Raw genomic sequence first — 17,974 nt, forward strand, 5'->3', positions numbered from 1 at the left:
CGAATACGGCGTCGGTCTGCTGTCTTCGGGTGGCTCTGGAACTGACATCACCGGTCAGCCCAGTCTCACCCGGACCCGGTACTCGCCGAACCTGATGTCGACGCCGGGCGCCAGTGGAGTGGGAACCTCCGGAATGCACGGAGTGAGGCTGCCGTCCGCCGCGACGAGGAATGTCCCGTTTGTTGAGTTCAGGTCGACGACCCAGGCACCGTCCGCTGAGAGCCCGAGCGCCGCATGCGTCTTCGACACGCTTCGCTCGACGTCGTGGAGCCGGGCGAGGACGCTGGCCGGGTACCCAGCCTGGTGCAGCGGATCACGGCCAACGACGAGGCCACCGGCGAGCGGAAGGACTGTACCGTCGGGGAGCACCAGACTCGGGGAAGTTCCAGCTTCTTCGTCGTGGTTGGGTCCGGGAGCGGCAGCCTGTGGTGTCGGTGCTGGAGGGAACTCCGGCTTGGCGACGGGAACGACGGCCGGGAAGTCGGAGGACGGCACTGTGTCAGGGTCGAAGTTCATGCCGGGGGGCATGCCGATCTTGAACTTGGCCGGCTCAGGTTCTGCCCCAACGCTCGCACCGGGGGCGACGTTCCTGGCGTCGGGCGCTGGCACTGCCGGCACCACTGGCACGGGCACCCCGGGCGCGGGAGGCGCCGGAGGCGCCGGAGGCGCGACAGGGATACCGGCTTCGGACACGGGAGGGGCGTCGATCGGCGGAAGAGGAGGCCTCGGCGGAATGGGATTGCCGTTCCACCGGTCGGGGAGTTCCGAACCGTTCGTCATTTCTGGTTCTCCCCCTTCGCGCGTCTGCCCGGCCTGCCCTGAACTGCCGCCGGTCGCACTGAGCCCGTTTTCCTCGAACTCACGCGGAACCTGCTGAGTTGACGGCGCCACCAGCCTACAGCGGCAGCGGCGGCGAGCGACGACTGGCCAGACGCCTGCCACAGTTCGTCCACATGCTCGTCGGTCGCGTCAACTCCCGCGAAGACGGCCTCGTCGGCGCCGTCCGCGAGACGGGTCAGAACGCTGCCGGCGTCCTCACCCTGGCTCGCCGCGACATCCGTAGCGTCGCCCTGGGTCGTGGTCGCAGAGGCGACCTGTGCGGTCAGGTCCCTGGCAAGCATGCCGCGGGTCCCCACGGCCGGAACGCTGAAGCCCAGCTCAGTGAAGCTGTCGAGTGCTTCGTCCCACGCGCCCGCAGCACGCGCGTCGGCCGTCGCGGCCTCACGCCGCCTCTTCCTGCGCCTCGATTTGATCAGGGCGATCAGAAGGAGGGGAACCAGGTAGAGCACGAGCGGGATGCCGACGATCCACAGGATGGCGACGAGCCAGCCGGGAAGCTCGAACGCGTCATCGTCCTTCTTCTCGTCGTCGCTGTCGTTGATGTCGACGTTGGTGAGGAGGTCCTCGGCCTGCTTCTCGGCCCGGGGCGGTTGCCGCACCTGCGGCTGCGGTTCGGTCTTGGGCTTGGGGTTCTGGTCCTGTGGGATTTCCTTCTCGTCCGGTGTCGGCTGGAATGAGATCCAGCCAACGCCGTCGAACGGCACCTCAACCCACGCCGTGATGTCTTCACCGGTGATCGTGACCTCGGCACCGTCCTCGACGTTCTCGGGCGCGAAGCCCATCACCACGCGCGCGGGATAGCCGAGCGACCGCGCCATGAGCGCGAATGCCGCCGCGAACTGTTCCTCGTCGCCGATCATCTGGTTGCGGGTGAACAGCTCCTCGATGCGGTCAGCACCGTGCCCGGCGCGGGAGGGGACGGCGTCGGATGCCAGGCCGTGGCTGAGGAACCCGTTGACCTTGAGCTGGCGCTCAACCTCGCGCAGCTGGCCGATCGGGCCCGTCGCCGTTCCGACGTACTCCGCCGCCTTCGCTGCAACGACGTCGGGGACGCGGTCGACCGCCGGCAGTGTGACGTTCGCGGTCGGCACGTTTTCCAGCGCCTCGTCTGAGTAGGCATCCTGAATGTCGGCGTCGAAGCTGTAGCTGTAGCCCTTGTCGACCCCCGAGGTCAGCACCGTCGTGGCTGTGGAGGCGTTGTAGCGGAGATCCTGTGTCTTGTCTTCAGGCTCGGTCGGGAGCGTCAGCCGGGTGGGGTATCCCACCATCGGCAGCCAGACTCCGGAGTAGGCCTCGACCGACACCGTGACCGTTCGCGAGGACTCCGAGACGAGCAGGGGCGCCTCGGGCATGCTCTCGCCGACCAGACTGAACGAGCCGGAGCCGCCGGTCTGGGCTTCGGGGCCGGCCACGTCCCAGAGCCTGCCGTCGTAGGTGTCCATGACGGCGAGACGGACCTTGTCCGCGGCAGTGAGCCCCGTGACCTTGAGCAGCTCGGACTCGCCGAGGTCCTTCGTGTACTTGCGGAATCCGGCCAGCGGGCTCGGGTAATCCTGGGGGTCGAACGGCGGCACGACCTTCTCGCGCAGCACGAACCGCGCTTCGGGAGCGGGAACGAGCGCCGATCCGGCGAGGCCGGTGACGAGTGTCGCTGCGACGACGATGATCGCCGTGCCAATGAGCTTGTTCTTGTTCAGTCCCTTGCGTTCGGAGAGGCTTGCGTTGTGTGCTGCGCCCTTTCGCCAGCCGAGCCAGACGAGGGCGATCACGGCGAACGCGATGCCGCGAACGTTCGCGAGGAACGGTGTCTGGGTGCCGATGAGCGTGCCCATGACGTACAGCACGATCGGGCCGGTCAGGAGGACGGCGAGCCTGCCGGGACTGCGGTCGTGCCGCGGCATCCACCGCAGCACGAGCACGGCGGACACCAGTCCGACGAGCCAGCCCGCGACATAGGGCAGAACTGTGATGTAGTCGGGTGCGCCGACGGGTGCGGCGAGGGTGACGATGTCAGCCCAGCCGAAGACGGCGCCGAGCGCGAGCCCGCGGAGCGTTGTGAGGGTGGGGATCACACCGAACAACGCGTATCCCGGCATCGCGAGGGCACTGCCGAGGACGAAGTAGGCGACGATGGCGGCGAGTGCCGTGACGAAGGCGTTGAGCCGGAATCGGTGGGCGAGGTAGCCGGCGCCCGTTCCGACCAGCACACCGCCGAAGCCGGCGAGGAGATAACCGGGTTCACCGAACGCCGGGGCGAATCCCCAGATGCCGATCAGTGACAGCACGGTGACGACGGCCAGGTCGCGCCACGTCGCATTCGTCACGGTTCCCCGGGGAAGCGGTGGACGGGGGGCGCGAGGTGGCCTGGGTTCGCGGGGAGCTGTCGCGGCCTTGCCAGCCTTGGGCGTTTTGCCTGTCTTGGGCGTTTTGCCCGGCTTGGACGCTTTGGGCGCCTTGGCGGGCCTGCCACCCGTGTCCCCGGCAGGAGCAGGCGGCGGCGTCACCGGCCGGGACGTCCTGTCGTCGATGGGCTCGCTCATACTGCCCTCGCCATCACTCGGGGCAGGTCGGAGAGCGCGCCGATGGTAATGATCGCGAGGCCAGCGACATCTTGGATCCTTGCCCGTGCGCCGGTTTCAATCCGAAGCGCCAGAACGTTGGTCTCGCCGCCGAACAGTCGCTGGATCGCACGATAGTCAGTCGCGTCCATGAGCGACCCGGCGACGATGACGACGACGCTCGGTGGTGGGAGCCGCTTGGTCGCTTCCCTGGCGAAGTCCCTCGCGGATGCCGTCGAACCGGCGATCGACTCGATCCGGCACGTGTCGTCGAGCAGCGACGTCACGGAGTGCGTCTTCAGGATCCGGTCTTCCGTCACAACGCTGATCTGCGTGCCGTCGCGGATCACCTGTGAGCCAATGGATGCCGTCACCGACACCGCGAGTTCGAACTCGTCGTCGCTCGCGTAATAGCGCGTGTCACTCGACGTGATGATGGTCAGCTGGCTGCGCCGCGATTCTTCGAATTGCCGCACCATAAGCTGCCCCGTGCGGGCGGAGGTACGCCAGTGCACGTAGCGGACGTCGTCGCCGGTGACGTAGGCGCGCAGCGCGTGGAACGAAATGTCGTTGTTCGTGATCTTCTTGGTGACCTGGCCCTCGAGGTCGCGGACCAGTCCGGCTGCTGTCGGGTGCAGCCGTGTGGTCACCGGGTGCACGAACAACTCGATCTGATCGGTCCACCGAACAGCCCTGCGGAAAAGTCCGAGTTGGTCGCCGCGCACCGAGATCGCGGGACCGGCGAGAATCACGGCGCGGCGGTTCGTCGGCACCGCGAAGAGTTCCTCGGTGTCCTCGCCGGGCTGGAGACCGCCGATGGCGAATTCGGCGAGTCCCTCCCCCACCGGCACTTCGAGCGTTGTCGCGGTCGACGGACGTTTGCCAACGTTGGTCACGAGCACACGGCCGATGGCACGGTCACCAACGGTCACGCGGCGCGGGTTGAGTTCGATGTCGATGGAGTAGCTGGATCGCCCAATGAGGAAGAACAGGGCGACGACAACGGCGACCAGAAGGGTGAGTCCGATGAACGTCAGCTCCGGCCAGCCGAGCAGGATTCCCGCGACGAGTGCAGCGACACCAGAGAGAAGCACGAGCGCGCCGAGGCCCGAGACGACCTCGAGGTACGGTGCGATCAGCCGCCAGCTCGCGCGCCCGAGTCGCACGATCAAACGCCCGACGGCGCCGGCGCCCGCTCGGAAGGATTCCGCGACCGGTGCGAGGGCGCTGAGCCGTTTCTTCTTCTGCGGAGGCAGCACGAATTCCGGGGTCGCCTCGACACCGGCCACGTCAGGTGCCGGTGCGTGCGCCGGTGCGACCGGAGGTGCGTCGAGGCTCGTCGTCATGGGGAGAAGTGCGCCTACGCTGCGCGGTAGGCGGGAACAGGCAGGTCGACGAGGATGCCGGAGACGATGTCCTCGGCCTTCACGCCGGCGAACTCGCTCTCAGCATCGACGATGAGGCGGTGTGCGAGCACAGGCACCGCGAGCGTGTGAACGTCGTCTGGTGTTGCGTACATGCGACCGTGCGCGAGCGCCCAGGTCTTGATCATGCGGGCGAGCGCGAGTCCTCCGCGCATGCTTGAACCGAGTGCCACGTCCTTGTGCGACCGCGTCGCGTGGACGATGTCTGTGACATATTCCATCACCGAACGGTCGACATGCACTTCGGATGCCAGCTGCGCCATCGCGATCAGTGACGGCGCACCGATGATCGGGGCAATCGACGATGAGCGCGATCGGTTGGCAGAGTCGAGCAGGAGGTTCACGGCGGTGTCACGGTCCGGGTAGCCGAGCGAGGTTTTAACGAGGAACCGGTCGAGCTGTGCCTCAGGCAGCTTGTAGGTTCCTGCCTGCTCCACCGGGTTCTGGGTAGCGATCACCATGAAGGGCTTGCCGACGGGGTAGCTCTCACCGTCGACGGTGACAACGCCCTCCTCCATGACCTCGAGCAGTGCCGACTGGGTCTTCGGAGACGCGCGGTTGATCTCGTCGGCGAGGACGACCGAGGCGAAGATCGGGCCCTTGTGGAACTCGAACTTGTTGGATGCCTGGTTGTAGATGGTGACGCCGGTGACGTCCGACGGGAGCAGGTCAGGGGTGAACTGGATACGAGAGTTCGTGCCCTCGAGGGTGTTCGCCAACGCCTTCGCGAGCACAGTCTTTCCCGTGCCGGGGAAGTCCTCGAGCAGCACGTGTCCACCGCTCAGCATCGAGGCGATGACCAGCTTGATCGTCTCCTCCTTGCCGAGAATCGCCTGCCCTACGTTGTCGACGAGGGAGTCAAAGGCGCCCTGGAACCATACGGCCTGTTCTGAAGTGACACTCACTGTTTCTGCTTTCCTGTCTGTGCTCACGGACGGAAGTCCACGTAGCCCGATTCTTTGTCGCCGACCTTGACCTTGGTGTCCTCGAAGCCCGAGTAACACAACTGCGGCGCCTCGTCGAAGCCACCGTTACCGTTCGTGGTCAACTCGTAAGTCCGGAAATAGCTGCCGCCCGCGTAACAGCTCCAGCTGTACGTGGTATTCGGTGCCCAGTTCCTCATGGTGATGTGATAGAAGAACTTGCCACCGCCCGCGGACGGACCCTTCTTGAGCGAGAGGGTGCGCTTGTCCTCCGGCTCCGCTGGTGGTGGTGGCGGGGGCGGTGGTGGCGGATCGGAAACGTGAACAGCACCCGACTTCGCCCATGGGCCACACTCGAACTGACCGCAGGCCTGAACTTCTACCGAGTAGTCACCCGCACCGACGCCAGTGATTGACGCGGACCTCGACGTGGTCGAACCGGCCGCCCCGTTTGAGAATCTCCAGTTGTAGCCCGTGATACTGCCGCCGTCATCGTCCGGCACACCCCAGTTCGCCCTCAGGGAGGTCGTCGCTGGCTCGCCGCTCGGATTGCTGATCGTCACATTGGTCGGAGCCGTCGGTGTGCCGTATGAGGTCGCCGATCGCGTCGGTGATGCCGCACTCTCCCCGACCTTATTGGTCGCGCGCACGCTGAATTCGTATGGCGTCCCGTTCTCACCCGCGAAGCTGAGCCGAGCGCCGGCCTTTCCCGTCTGGACAACGGAGCCGCCGCCGCCGGTGCGCGTGACCGTGTACGACGTGATCTCCGCACCGTTGTTCGAGGGCGATGGCTCAATCGTCACGGTGATTTTCCTGGGGCTCGCCGCGAGCGTCGGCGCGGCCGGCGCATCCGGGGCGCTCGTGACTATGACGTCTGCGCGCCCCTGGGCCTGCCTCGAGGCATCCTTCGTCGCATCCTGGATCGTGTAGATCACGCTGATCTGCTGGCTCTTCTCCGGACCGGGCGTGATGATCAGGTTGGAGCCAGAGATGGTCACTGTCGCGTTGCCTGAATTGAGCTGCGTCGACGTGATGGTGAGCGCCTGGCCCGGGAACGGGTTGTAGTCGTTGGCCAGGACGTTGAGGGTGACGGCCTTGCTGCTGCGTCCGTTCGGTTCGGAGTCGTCGACCGTGGACGGCATGGGTCGACTCGAGGCCACGACCCGGACGTTCATCGAGCCATCGATGACGAACTCGCGGTATTTCACCTGGAACGTCAGGGTGGTGGCCGTTCCAGTGGGCGTGCCGAACGGTGCGGACACGGTGACGGTGGAACCGCTCAGTGACGCCTGGATTCCGCCAGCAGCGCCCCCGAGGCCTGAGTACGTCAGGGCAGCGAGAACCTCAGGATTCTGGTGGAAGCTCGCCGCGCGGAGGTCGAAGGTCTCCGGTTCGCCGTTGGCTTCGATCGTCATGTCTGGCGGGGTGAATGTGGGCGGCTCGTCCTTCATCTCGGGGTCGCCAACGACGATGGGGAGAACCAGCGTCGCGACGCCGGTCGACGAGCCGTCCGTGGCCTCGAATGTGATGTTCGCGGGCCCGCGGTAGTCGAGCGCCGGGGTGAAGGTCAGGGTCTGGTCGTCAACGAAGTTCGGGGCGCCGTTGCTCTTCGCGCTCGAGACCGCTTTCGCTCCCGTGATGCGGATCTTCTTGCCGGTGGGCGACTCAGCGATGTCGCTGAGCTTCCAGGTGCGGGTCGCGTTCTTGTCGACGTACTGGGTCGGGAGATCCTTCATCCGTGGCGGCAGGCCGTCGGAGAACGGAGGCACAACGATGAACGCGGCGGAGCTGAGGGCGTCGACGGTGTTCGTCAGGCGGTAGGTGATCGCCATCCGGTTGTCGACGAGGGTGACGCGAACCATCCCGTCGCCGAGGTTCTCCGCGTTTGCAGCGTTCGGTCCCTCGAGTGACACCTCGAGGTCCTCGGTGCGACCGCCGGAGTTGTTGGCGTTCTTCAGCACATCGATATCGACGGTCTTCTGACCGACGACGTCGGCCGCCTCAACGATGTGGTCGATGAGCGTCGGCGGTTCGATCGTGGCATCCTTCGTCACCCGCACCTGAACGAACGCCGTATCGAACCCTCCGTTGTTGTTGGTGATCTCGTAACGGATGGAGAGCGTCGTCTCCTCCTCCGGTGCCTCGATCTCGACGAACTGCTTCTTCGACACGGTCGCGGTCACGCCCTCGGGGACCTCTTTGAGCTTCTTGACCACTTCGATCTCGTACCCGTTGGGGTCCGAGTCATTGGCGAGCACCGGAACGGTCGCGACCCGGCCCGGCTGCACCTCGATGGTGTCGTCGACGGCGATGGGTGGAGAGTCCTGCACAGGCCGCTGGATGACGCCGATGCGCACGGTCCCGATCGCGGTCGCCCCGTAGGTGTCCTTGAGCGTGTAGGAGAAGACGTCGGTGCCGCTCGAGCCTGGCGCTGCGGTGTAGACGAACGTCGTGCTGGTGGAGTCGGTCACACTTCCGAGCGCTGGCGAACTGGCCAGCCCGTCGAAGACGAGCGAGTCACCATTCGGGTCGAGTCCATCCAGCGGCACGTTGACCTCGACGGACGAGTCGGCAAAGACCCGGGCGGTCAGTGTCTTGGGCGCTGGTGAGTCATTGTCGTCCTTGTTCTCAGCGACGACATTGAAGGTGACCCTCGCGACCGCGTGCTGCTTGAAGGCATCCGTCACCGTGTACACCGCCGAGTACACACCGGGCTCGCGCGGGGCCTGGTAGCGCACGTTGCCGTCGGCGACAAAGGCGAGGCCGGCCGTTGCGGGCTCGACGAGGTCGGGAGCGAGCGTCATCACCGCGTTGTCGGGGTGAACGTCGTTGTCGAGCACGGGAACGCTCGCGATGTCACCGGCGCGGACCGTGACCGTGTCATCGGCGGCGATCGGCGCCTGGTGTTTGGTCAGGGGCGGGACGGGCACGACCGACACCGTCGTTGATGCCTCGTGAGTCCCGTCGGACAACGTGTAGCTGAACTGCAGCTGGTCGGTGACGGCGCTCGACGAGGTCACCCGGATCACCGAGGAGTTGAGCACCTCGATGGAGAGCACCCGCGACTCGTCGGGAATATCGAGCGAACGGATGGCGAGAACATTGCCGCTCGGCGATACGTCGTTGGTCAGCACGTTGAGGGACGTGGGCTCATTGGGGCGAAGGTAGCCCGTATCGTGTACCGCGATCGGCTTCTGCACCTCTGTGGGTGCGTCCCGGACATCGACGCGGAGCATACCGATGCTCGTCGCTGCGCCGGCACCAAGCGTGTACTGAACGTAGTAGACACCGGCGTTGCCCGCCGCGAGTTGCATCGAGTTGGAGTCGGGCTTGACGGTGACGGTCAACCCGCCGCTCTGCGCCTCAGCACCGAGGAGAGCGAGCTGGGAGCCGTTCGTCGAGAGGTCGTTGTCGAGCGGGTACGCCTCGACCGGTTCGCCGACGAAGGTCTGCACGTGGTCGGGCGTGCCGATCGGCCCGAGGGTGCCCGCCGGTTTCACGTCGACGGTGAAGGTTCCGGATGCCGTCTCGTAGCCGTCAGAGACGACGTAGACGATGTCTCGCGGGCCCTCCTGCGCTGACGTGTGGGTGACGGTGACGAAGCCCTCGTGCGAGAACCGAACGAGATCACCGTTGTTGGACACCGCTGACTGGAGGAAGATGTCGTCGCCGTCCGGGTCGCGCCAGTCGATGAGCGGGTTGTACGAGATGGACTGCCCGACCTCGACGCTTACCGCCCCCTTGCGCTGTTCGACGGGAGGCGAGTTGGTCTCCATCGGCATGATGGTGACACTGACCGTTGCTTCGGCGACACCGCCGGTGCGGCCATCAGACACCGAATAGCGGAAGGAGATCGTGCCAGCGGACTGCTCAGCGTTGGGGGTGAACTGAAGTGCGCGACCGCCGTCGATGAACTCGACGAGCCCTGACTCCGGTGCGAGCCCCTGGAGATTTGCGCCGATGGTCAGTACATCGCCGTCGGGGTCGGTGTCGTTGTCGAGTACGGGGAGGATCGTGCTCTTGCCCGGACGCGCACCGAGGACGTCATCCCGCGCGATCGGTGGGCGGTTCTGCTCGGTCCGGTCGGCGAGTGTGTCTTCGAACGACTGGGTGGATGCTTTCTCGTCGCCCTCCTCGCCGTCGTCCTCCTGTGGCGGGGTGACCTCTTCCCAGTTCTTCACGAGCCGCATGTTGGCATCGACGAGCCAGACATCGCCGGTCTGCAGATTGTTCAGGGCGACGACGTTCTTGTTCACGCGGAACTCGAGGGTCGCGCCCTCGGCGAGCGGCTCGATCGCCTGACGGGAGGGTGAGGCGTCTCCACATACCGCGAGGTACTTGCTCGCGCCTGACCATGCACCGTGCGCGCACCCGTTGAGGTTGACCGGCGAGGAGATCTCATTGGCCTTCTTCACCGGGTTGGTGATCTCGGCCTTGATGGTCTGCGGCTTGTCGTTGTTGAGGCGCACACGGAGCAGGGACGATCCGGTCGCGACGATGACCTCACCGCCGGTCGCGCTCACCTGCTGCAGCTTGACGCCCTTGTCGGGAAGCGAAATGGAGCTGTCGGCATCCGTCAGTATTCGGTTCTTGTCACGATCGAGGATGACGGCCTGCTCACCGGCAGCGGTCAGGAGGTAGTCATCGAGCTTCGGCAGCGCGGTGACCGTCGGCTCTCCCCCGCCCTTGGAGTAGGTGTAGAGCTTCTTCTTCTCGGGCGACACGGCGAAGACCGTGCCATCGCTCGACACGACCGACTTTGCGTTCTTGCCGAGCTTGGCGATCGGCTTGGTGTCGACGGTCGAGAACCGCAGTTCGCCCGCCGTGTTCGTGACCCACAGCTCACCGGACTTCGGGTCGACGATGGAGAGTTTCGTGTCACCGAGGGACAGCTCGGCCCCCGGCGGCATATCCGCGCGCTGGACGAGGGTGGTGAAGGCGGAGTCAATGCGCTCGACGGTGGAGCCCGAGCGGTCGTGAAGCAGAACGTTCTCGCCGTTCTGGAGCACGTCGATGTCGTTGGAAACAGTGGCGACCGAGGCGTTGAGCTCTTCAATCTGACGGTTGAGCCGACCGGCCATGAGCTCGGTGCCGTTGGTCACCCAGACATCCCGTGCACTCAGATCGACGTCGGTGACCGGGAATCCCTCGTGCAGGACGGCGACGGTGACGGGGACGGCAACAAGGATGGAGAGTGCGACGACGGAGGCCGTGACCTTCCGCCCCTTGAGCCACTTCAACAAGCTCTCGTCCCCCCAGATTTGACACAGTCGAGCGGCTCCTCGCCGACGCGAAGAAATCGTCGTGCTGAGAAAACTCACGCAACGCTAACACGCAGCGTGAGCGCTCCGATCATGCTTTCGCATGAACGCGGGGCAGCTACGCCCGAGTGAGCGCGCGGGGACTGTCCCCGTCGGGCTCGAGAGGGTCATCGCCCCCCAGTTTTGGGGTAGCACTGGTTCCGCTCGCTTCGGCAAGAACTGCGGCGCGTTCGAGTTTTTCCCTGTCGAGGAGCACGAGGTCACTCGCGTCGACGAGCCGCGACGACACGGCGTACTCGACGAGGCGGGCACGACGCCCGGTGGCGAGCTTGCCCCGACCACCGCGGAGTCCCCTCACGCCGATGCGGTCGAGCTTGTCGCAGACGTTGTCGAGTTTTCGGTTGAATGCCGTCTGGGTCCAGCCGAGTCGGGCGGCGGCGTCGACGGATGCCGGGATCTCACCGCGGCCGGGGAAGTCCTGTCGCAAGACATTTTCGGCCAGCGCGACGATCAGAAGGCGCTGGCTGCTGGTCAGGTGCACCGGCCCGACCGTCGTTGTGCCCGCCGCCATGGCGGTCATCGCTGACGTGCCGAAGTACTCGACCTCGGAGTAAACGGTGAACTCGTATGTCGTCGATCCGGCGCTGAACATCACTGTCAGCTCGGGGAAGACGATCGGCAGCCTCGCGCCGGGGGCGAGCCAGGCCTGCACCTGACCCGTCGTGTCCGTGACCGTCGCGGAGAGCAGGTTGCCGACGTTGGCCAGCCACCACAGTCCGTTCTCATCGCTGATCGACAGGAACCTGCGGTGCAGGAACGGGTTCTCGTCGATGATCAGGTCGGACTCCCTCCCGACGAAGAACGGTTGTCCGGGGGTGATGTCGTACCACTCGCCGCAGAACTCGATACGTGGAGCTTTCACTGTGTGCACATCTCCAATGGGTCGCCGGACACTTTTCCGGAGCTTCGCCTGGTGACGATCTCGATGCAGACCTGGCTTCCCGGGGTGATCGAGTCGATCGTCACTGTCGGCTCCTTCGCCGTTTTGGGTTGCTCGTCCGCTGCGCCACCGATCCGGCGCCAGATGAAGGTGTCACCGTCTTCCGGTTCGGGGTTCGACCAGGCGAAGGTCACCGAACTGCCGTCACCGACCGGCGAGACCGAGACGGGTTGCGGCTGGGGCACCCCCGCCGTGACGATGTCGGATGTCGCCGTCGGCGTGGGGGCGGCATTGGGGTTCTCAGCGCCAGGGCCGAACACCACGGCCGCGAGAATGCCACCGGCGACGACGACGAGCGCGCCGGCGCCGGCGAGGATCGGAAGGAGGCGACGTGGTTTCGGTGCGGGCGCCGGCGCCTCTTCGACTGTTGGCGTGACGCGCTCACGGACGACCGTGTGCTCGGGTGCTGCGTCGCCCGCAGCCGGAGCAGCTGCGCCCGGCGCGTGGGGCTGGACCGACGGCATCCGCCTGATGACCGTGGGATCTGCACCGGTCGGAACCGGCGACGACACGGGCGGGCGGGAGGGCGGCGATACCGACGGGCGGGCAGGTACCACCGGCTGCGCGTGCACTGTGGCGACGCCGCGGATCCTCGTCTTGTCTTCGGAGTCCTCGGGCCGGTCGCCGGGGCGGTCGAGAATCGTGAGGTTGGGAACATCGATCGCGGTCGGCGCGTACGAGAGTTCCATCTCGACGCGCTGCAGCGCCCGTGCGAAATCGACGGCGGTGGAGAAACGGTCGTCGGCCTGGACCGACATCCCCTTCGCGAGGATAGAGGTCAGGGAGCGCGGGATGTCGTCACGGTCCATCGGTGTCACGGTGCCGCGTTCAATCCGGCCGATGAGATCGACGGTGCCGTTCGGCCGCCCTGGGACTTCGAACGGCGTGTGGCCGGCGAGCAGGGTGTACAGCGTTGCGGCGAGCGAGAACACGTCGCTGCGCACGTCCGGCTGCGGGTTGTCATCGAACATCTCTGGCGGCGACCACGGGATCGACATACCGATGGAACCGGCGGCCGTCGCTCCGGGCTCGGCGTTCATCGCTGCCCGTGTCGTCGAGTTGACGGGCAGTTCGGTGTCGACGGCGCTCGAAATGCCGAAGTCGGTGAGGGCCGGCCAGCCGTAGTTGTTGGTCAGCACGTTCGCGGGTTTGATGTCCCGGTGGAGGATGCCGGCGGCGTGCGCCGTCGCGACGGCACTCGACAGTCGAACTCCGGTGCGCAACGCATCGGCGACGCTGAACCGTGCCCGCTTGTACTGCTCCGCGAGGCTCGGTCCTGAGCAGTACTCCATGACGAAGTACGGGCGTCCGTCCGGCGCAAGCGCGGCGTGGTAGATCGTGACGATGTACGGGTGCGCCGAGAGCTGGGCCATGAGGTTCGCTTCGGCGATGAAAGCGGCCCGAAGCGCGTCGGTGAGTTCGTCGGATGCGAGTACCTTGACGGCCACCTGGCGCTTGGGAAGTTCCTGCTCGTAGAGGTAGACGTCGCTGAATCCGCCGGCGCCGAGCGGCCGGACATATCGGAGGCCGGGCAGTTCCGGAGGAGTGGCGACCTGGCGAGGGGCCACCCTATGCCTCCGAGATGCGCAGCACGATGTCGCTGCCGAGGTCGATGACCGTCCCCATGATGACCGGGGTCGGCTCTCCCCCGCGAAGCAACTGCGGCGGCTTGCCAGGGGCGATGACGTGGGTGCCGTTACTCGAGTGCAGGTCGGTCACCACGACGGTTCCACCCTCGACGGCAACGCGGAGGTGGCTGCGCGAGATGTCGTCGCCGGTGAGGGTGACGAGGTGCGGGAGAACGGATGCCGGCACGTTCGAGACGCTCGGTGCCCGGCCCAGGATCACGGGCGCCGTCAGCGGCTGCTTTCCGCCGCCGGGCAGTTCGAGGACATACGCGTGTGTCGGTCGCGAAGGCTGGGGAGAGGCCTGTGAGACCGGTGTGCCCTGCGGTGTCCCTTGAGCCTGCGTTCGCCTCCGCGCCTCGAGGATGTCAGCTGCCAGCATGGTGTTGCCGTCGTGGTCGCCGAGTGTCGTTGAGGGAGCCGTCGAGGAAGCTGGCGCCGGGGAGGCGGGTGTCGAGGAAGCCGATGTCGCTGCGGGCTGCTGGTGAGTCGGCGGTGCGGCGGGAGCGCCGGCATCCTCGTCCTCGTCGCCGGGCTGCTCGACCGCTGCAGAACCGACGGTGCGGAAGACGGTTGCCCCGAAGAGATAGTCGTAGCCATCGGGTTCGTCCTGGCTTGCCGAGGCGACGGGGGTTTCGGCTTCAGGCTTCACCCCGGTGGTGGTGTGGAAAACGCGCGTCTCTTCGGTGCTCTCAGCAAGCGACGGTGATCCTGGTTCCGGTGTGCGTTCCGGCTGGCGTTCCGGCTCTGCGTGCTGGGGGGTCCGTGACGGCGTTGCGGTCGCAGCATCCGTTTTCTGTTCCCGGCTGAGCTCGCTCGCGTCGCTGTCGAGCCGAATGGACGACACCCACGCGGCGCCCTGCGTCAGCGGGAGCAGTGGTGCGTCGGACGAGCTGGCACCGGTCTCGACGGTGAAGGTGACGGCGTTCTCCACGACCTGCTCGGTCCACGTGGTGACTCCACGTGAGGAGACAACCACCGTGCCGTCGTCGGTGACGACGCTGACCGTCGCTCCCCCGCGCACGATAACGCCGAGACCCTTGCTGCGCATTGCGCCGTCTACCCAGAACACGAGGGCGAACGGTCCGACGTTGGACAGCCCCTTGGCGGTGAGCATTTCCAGGACGTTCTGAACGGATGCAGCGGGGTCGATCGCCGATGCGACCTCGGCGATCCGTTCCGCATCCTGCGCGACCTGGGCCACGAGAACGCGTCCGGTCGTCGCGACGGCGAGCCAGTCGTGCTCGGGCGCGTCGGCGTAGAGATACCCTGTCATGTCACCCTCAGATCCTCGGCAGGGTCTGCTCGAGGAATCCGAGCGACCGATTTTCATGATAGCCCGGGCGGGGTGGCGTCGTGTCGACGCTCCGCGAGTCGACGATGAGGATTGTCACGTTGTCGTGTGCGCCGGCGTCGAGGGCAAGTTGCAGCAGGCGGTCAGCGGGGTCGTCGACACCGGAACGCAGCACGGCTTCGATCTGCTCGGTGGACACCTCACGTGTGAGGCCGTCCGAGCAGATGAGGAACGTCTGGTGGTCGGATGCCGGGAGCAGCCAGACATCAGGGTCGGCATCCGTCTCGACGCCCACAGCGCGGGTGACGACGTTACGCTCCGGGTGCGTCAGCGCCTCGAACGGCGTGATGTCTCCCGCGTCGATGAGTTCCTGGATCGCTGAGTGGTCAACGGTGACCTGGCGCAGCTGGTGGTCATCCCAGAGGTACACCCGGGAGTCGCCGATGTTGAACGCCATCCAGTGGCAGTCGGCCTGGCTCGAGAGCGATACGAGCGCGAGCCCCGCCACGGTGGTTCCCGCGATTCCCGAGCTCTCGGCCCACGATGAGATGAGGGAGTTGGCGGCGGTGATCGCCGTGAAGACCGCCTCGGGCGATGTCGGTTCCCCGCGGCGGATGCTGTGGGACAGCTGGTGCACCATCGCCTGGCTCGCAAGGTCCCCGCGGGTGTGTCCCCCCATCCCGTCGGCGACGGCGAAGATCGGCGCTTCCGCGATCAGGCTGTCTTCGTTGTGCTCCCGGACGTGTCCGGTTTCACTCCGGCCGGTGACGGTCACCGTCACAATCGAGCGCGGAGTGGTGATGGTTTCAACGTGGGCAGACATATTCATGCAATTCTATGGACTGGACAGGGCCTGATCGATGGGGAGTTGTCCCCGTCGATCACCGGCGGACCGGCGCCGCTGCGGCGGCCGAGAGGCATCACTGACTCGACCCGGTGAGGGAGGCCGGCACCGACGGTACAGGTCCAGGCCACTTACCGTATACGGACGCAACGTCCGCGATCTGGATGTGCACGCTCGTGTCGTACGTGTTGTCCGGGTCGACGTGCCCGGTAAGCCCGACGTCCTTTGCGAGAGCTTCGAGATCCAGATCCTGCCCCTCGATGATCAGCTCGACCCGAAGCGTGGTTGTGGGTTTCTTTTCGGTCGCCGACCACGCCTGCCTGATCACGTAATCGAAAAGCTCTGAGGGGCTGGCGGGGTAACCGGTTTCTGCCGACACCCTCGCAAGCAGCAGCACCTGGTTCGGGGTACCGTCGGCCGATGTGGCGATCTCGGCCGACGTGATTCCCGGCAGCTCAGACACGGCCTGGGTGGCATCACTGGCGGATCGCCCGGGACGCGACGTATCGGATGCCGGTGCCCCACCGCCCCCGAATGAGCATGCGCTGAGCAGGCCAGCAACACTCAATGCTGTGACGCCCTTGAGGACGCTGCGGGCCGCACGAGATCGAGGGGTCATGGACGTTGCGCTCCGTAATCGGTGACAGTGCCGTCCGGGTTCAGGAACTGCGATGCCGAGTCTACGAAGTGGTCGTAGCTGGGATCGCCCTGTTCGCCGGCGGCGGCGGCTGTCTCAGCGTAGCGAGCGGCGTTGTGTGCGGCAGCGATTCCGGGGTCAGCGTCCTCGCCGTTCAGCCGTGGCGCATCGGTTTGTACGGTTGTCCAGTTTGAGCCAACGGGGTTGCCGCGCCCGTCGAGCCGCGCCACGGGGTCTTCGGAATGCTCGAGCGACAGCACCTGGATGTCGGAATCAATCGGGAACCGGGCGATCGGAGACCCCGCGGTCACCACGTGGGTCACGTTGTACCCGAGGGAGTCGTCTGCCGCCATCATTCCCGCCGTGATGCCGCCGAGGCTGAATCCTTCGAGCATTACCGGGTCGTTCGGGGCGATCCCCGCTTCGGCCATGGCGTTCTTCACGGCTTCGGCGAGCGCCGTCGGGTTGCCCGCCATCGCGTGCAGATCGCTCGTCACATCATTGGGAGTAGACCCGGCTTCTGGCGACCAGGCCTGGGTGCTCGGAATTTGCACGATCCAGTGCGGAGGTTCGCCGCCCGCGTCCACAATGCGGATTCGCGCGTAGGTGTCGCCGCCATCCCGTGTATCGATGTCGTCGGACGAGTGCATGAGATCCTGGATGCTCGTGGGAGCGGTGGCCGAGCCCGGGGTTCCCGGGTCGAACATGGTCACTATGCCGTCGTCGAACTGTCCGAACTTCTGCCCGCCGCCGAGGATGGCGCGAACGGCTTCCTCGTACGATTGAGGCGGCCACGGACCTCCGGTGAGCGACGACAGCAGGCGATTCGCCCTTGCCGGACCCATCGTGGCCGCGAGAGGGAACGTGAGTCCGATCAGTAGTCCTGGCGCGCCGTTTGCGATCACATCGACGAACCAGCTCTGATCTCCCGCGAGCTCGTTGAGGTCCTGCAGTGCGTCGGTCATGGTGTCGGCGAAATCGGCCGCGACGTCGTCACCGGAGAAATTCGCTGCACTCTGCAGGGCCAGCGCGCGCAGAAGCGCTGACGGGTCAGCCGCAAGCCAGGGGTTCTTCCGAAGAAGTGCAGCCGTACCCGCAAGCCCCGCGACGAGGGCACTGGCTGATTCGTCGAGGAACGCGTCAACGCCTGCCGCCCCGGCGAAGATCACGGCTCCGGCCGCGGTGATGATCACGAGCGGAACGGCGAACACCCCGGCGGTGAAGGTCGCGGCGTTCGCGAGATCCTCGGCGAGCGCTGCCAGTGTGGAGTCGACGAGTTCGTAGGCGATCACAGCACCGTCGAGGAACACACCGATGACGGTGGTCTCTGTCGCGAGAAGAGCGATTCCTCCCGTGACGACTCCCACCTTGGTGACGACCGTCGCCGCTGTGATCGGTGAAAGGATCACTGACTCCAGGTAGTCACCGTCGAGCAGAACCCGGCCTGAATCGATGCCCTGTTCGACCAGGAGGCCGCCAAGCTGCCGGAGCTTCGCGGCTTGCGTCCGCATATCTTCGAGGTTGGCGCCGACACCGCCGACACCGCCGGAGACCGTGATGTCGCCCAT

At 66.1% G+C, this 17,974-nt stretch carries 11 protein-coding genes; all 11 read right to left on the reverse strand.

Annotated features, from left to right (window positions below; translation table 11 throughout):
- Positions 1-54: 54 nt before the first annotated feature.
- Positions 55-780, reverse strand: coding sequence for an FHA domain-containing protein (locus tag AC1X6S_RS06370; protein WP_483404890.1), 726 nt, complete (start codon positions 778-780; stop codon positions 55-57).
- Positions 777-3,380 (reverse strand): transglutaminase TgpA family protein, encoded by a 2,604-nt coding sequence (locus tag AC1X6S_RS06375; RefSeq protein WP_483404891.1) that lies wholly within the window; start codon positions 3,378-3,380, stop codon positions 777-779. The genes AC1X6S_RS06370 and AC1X6S_RS06375 overlap by 4 nt, the downstream gene beginning before the upstream one ends.
- Positions 3,377-4,744, reverse strand: a complete 1,368-nt coding sequence (locus AC1X6S_RS06380) for a DUF58 domain-containing protein (protein WP_483404892.1) — start codon at positions 4,742-4,744, stop codon at positions 3,377-3,379. Before AC1X6S_RS06380 ends, AC1X6S_RS06375 begins: the two co-directional genes overlap by 4 nt.
- Before the next feature lie 14 nt (positions 4,745-4,758).
- A complete protein-coding gene (locus AC1X6S_RS06385; RefSeq protein ID WP_483404893.1) occupies positions 4,759-5,727 on the reverse strand; it encodes an AAA family ATPase in 969 nt (322 codons plus the stop codon).
- Positions 5,728-5,750: 23 nt separating this feature from the next.
- Positions 5,751-10,985 (reverse strand): Ig-like domain-containing protein, encoded by a 5,235-nt coding sequence (locus AC1X6S_RS06390; RefSeq protein ID WP_483404894.1) that lies wholly within the window; start codon positions 10,983-10,985, stop codon positions 5,751-5,753.
- A 139-nt stretch (positions 10,986-11,124) separates the two neighbouring features.
- The gene (locus AC1X6S_RS06395; RefSeq protein WP_483404895.1) at positions 11,125-11,937 is read right to left on the reverse strand and encodes a hypothetical protein; all 813 of its coding nucleotides are present in this window, start codon (positions 11,935-11,937) and stop codon (positions 11,125-11,127) included.
- Positions 11,925-13,574, reverse strand: a complete 1,650-nt coding sequence (locus AC1X6S_RS06400) for a protein kinase domain-containing protein (protein ID WP_483404896.1) — start codon at positions 13,572-13,574, stop codon at positions 11,925-11,927. The genes AC1X6S_RS06395 and AC1X6S_RS06400 overlap by 13 nt, the downstream gene beginning before the upstream one ends.
- 1 nt (position 13,575) lies before the next feature.
- On the reverse strand, positions 13,576-14,907 hold the full coding sequence (locus tag AC1X6S_RS06405) for an FHA domain-containing protein (protein ID WP_483404897.1): 1,332 nt from the start codon (positions 14,905-14,907) through the stop codon (positions 13,576-13,578).
- A 7-nt stretch (positions 14,908-14,914) separates the two neighbouring features.
- Positions 14,915-15,748, reverse strand: coding sequence for a PP2C family protein-serine/threonine phosphatase (locus tag AC1X6S_RS06410; protein WP_483404898.1), 834 nt, complete (start codon positions 15,746-15,748; stop codon positions 14,915-14,917).
- A gap of 97 nt (positions 15,749-15,845) precedes the next feature.
- The gene (locus AC1X6S_RS06415) at positions 15,846-16,388 is read right to left on the reverse strand and encodes a hypothetical protein (RefSeq protein ID WP_483404899.1); all 543 of its coding nucleotides are present in this window, start codon (positions 16,386-16,388) and stop codon (positions 15,846-15,848) included.
- Entirely contained in the window at positions 16,385-17,974 is a 1,590-nt protein-coding gene (locus AC1X6S_RS06420) for a hypothetical protein (RefSeq protein ID WP_483404900.1), read from the reverse strand. The genes AC1X6S_RS06415 and AC1X6S_RS06420 overlap by 4 nt, the downstream gene beginning before the upstream one ends.

This window comes from Mycetocola sp. Y442, from assembly GCF_056898615.1.

What these genes read in the sequence shown, in the direction of transcription:
- AC1X6S_RS06370 (WP_483404890.1), bottom strand. Translation starts at nt 780, where the DNA reads ATGACGAACGGTTCGGAACTCCCCGACCGGTGGAACGGCAATCCCATT.
- AC1X6S_RS06375 (WP_483404891.1), bottom strand. Translation starts at nt 3,380, where the DNA reads ATGAGCGAGCCCATCGACGACAGGACGTCCCGGCCGGTGACGCCGCCG.
- AC1X6S_RS06380 (WP_483404892.1), bottom strand. Translation starts at nt 4,744, where the DNA reads ATGACGACGAGCCTCGACGCACCTCCGGTCGCACCGGCGCACGCACCG.
- AC1X6S_RS06405 (WP_483404897.1), bottom strand. Translation starts at nt 14,907, where the DNA reads ATGACAGGGTATCTCTACGCCGACGCGCCCGAGCACGACTGGCTCGCC.
- AC1X6S_RS06410 (WP_483404898.1), bottom strand. Translation starts at nt 15,748, where the DNA reads ATGTCTGCCCACGTTGAAACCATCACCACTCCGCGCTCGATTGTGACG.
- AC1X6S_RS06415 (WP_483404899.1), bottom strand. Translation starts at nt 16,388, where the DNA reads ATGACCCCTCGATCTCGTGCGGCCCGCAGCGTCCTCAAGGGCGTCACA.
- AC1X6S_RS06420 (WP_483404900.1), bottom strand. Translation starts at nt 17,974, where the DNA reads ATGGGCGACATCACGGTCTCCGGCGGTGTCGGCGGTGTCGGCGCCAAC.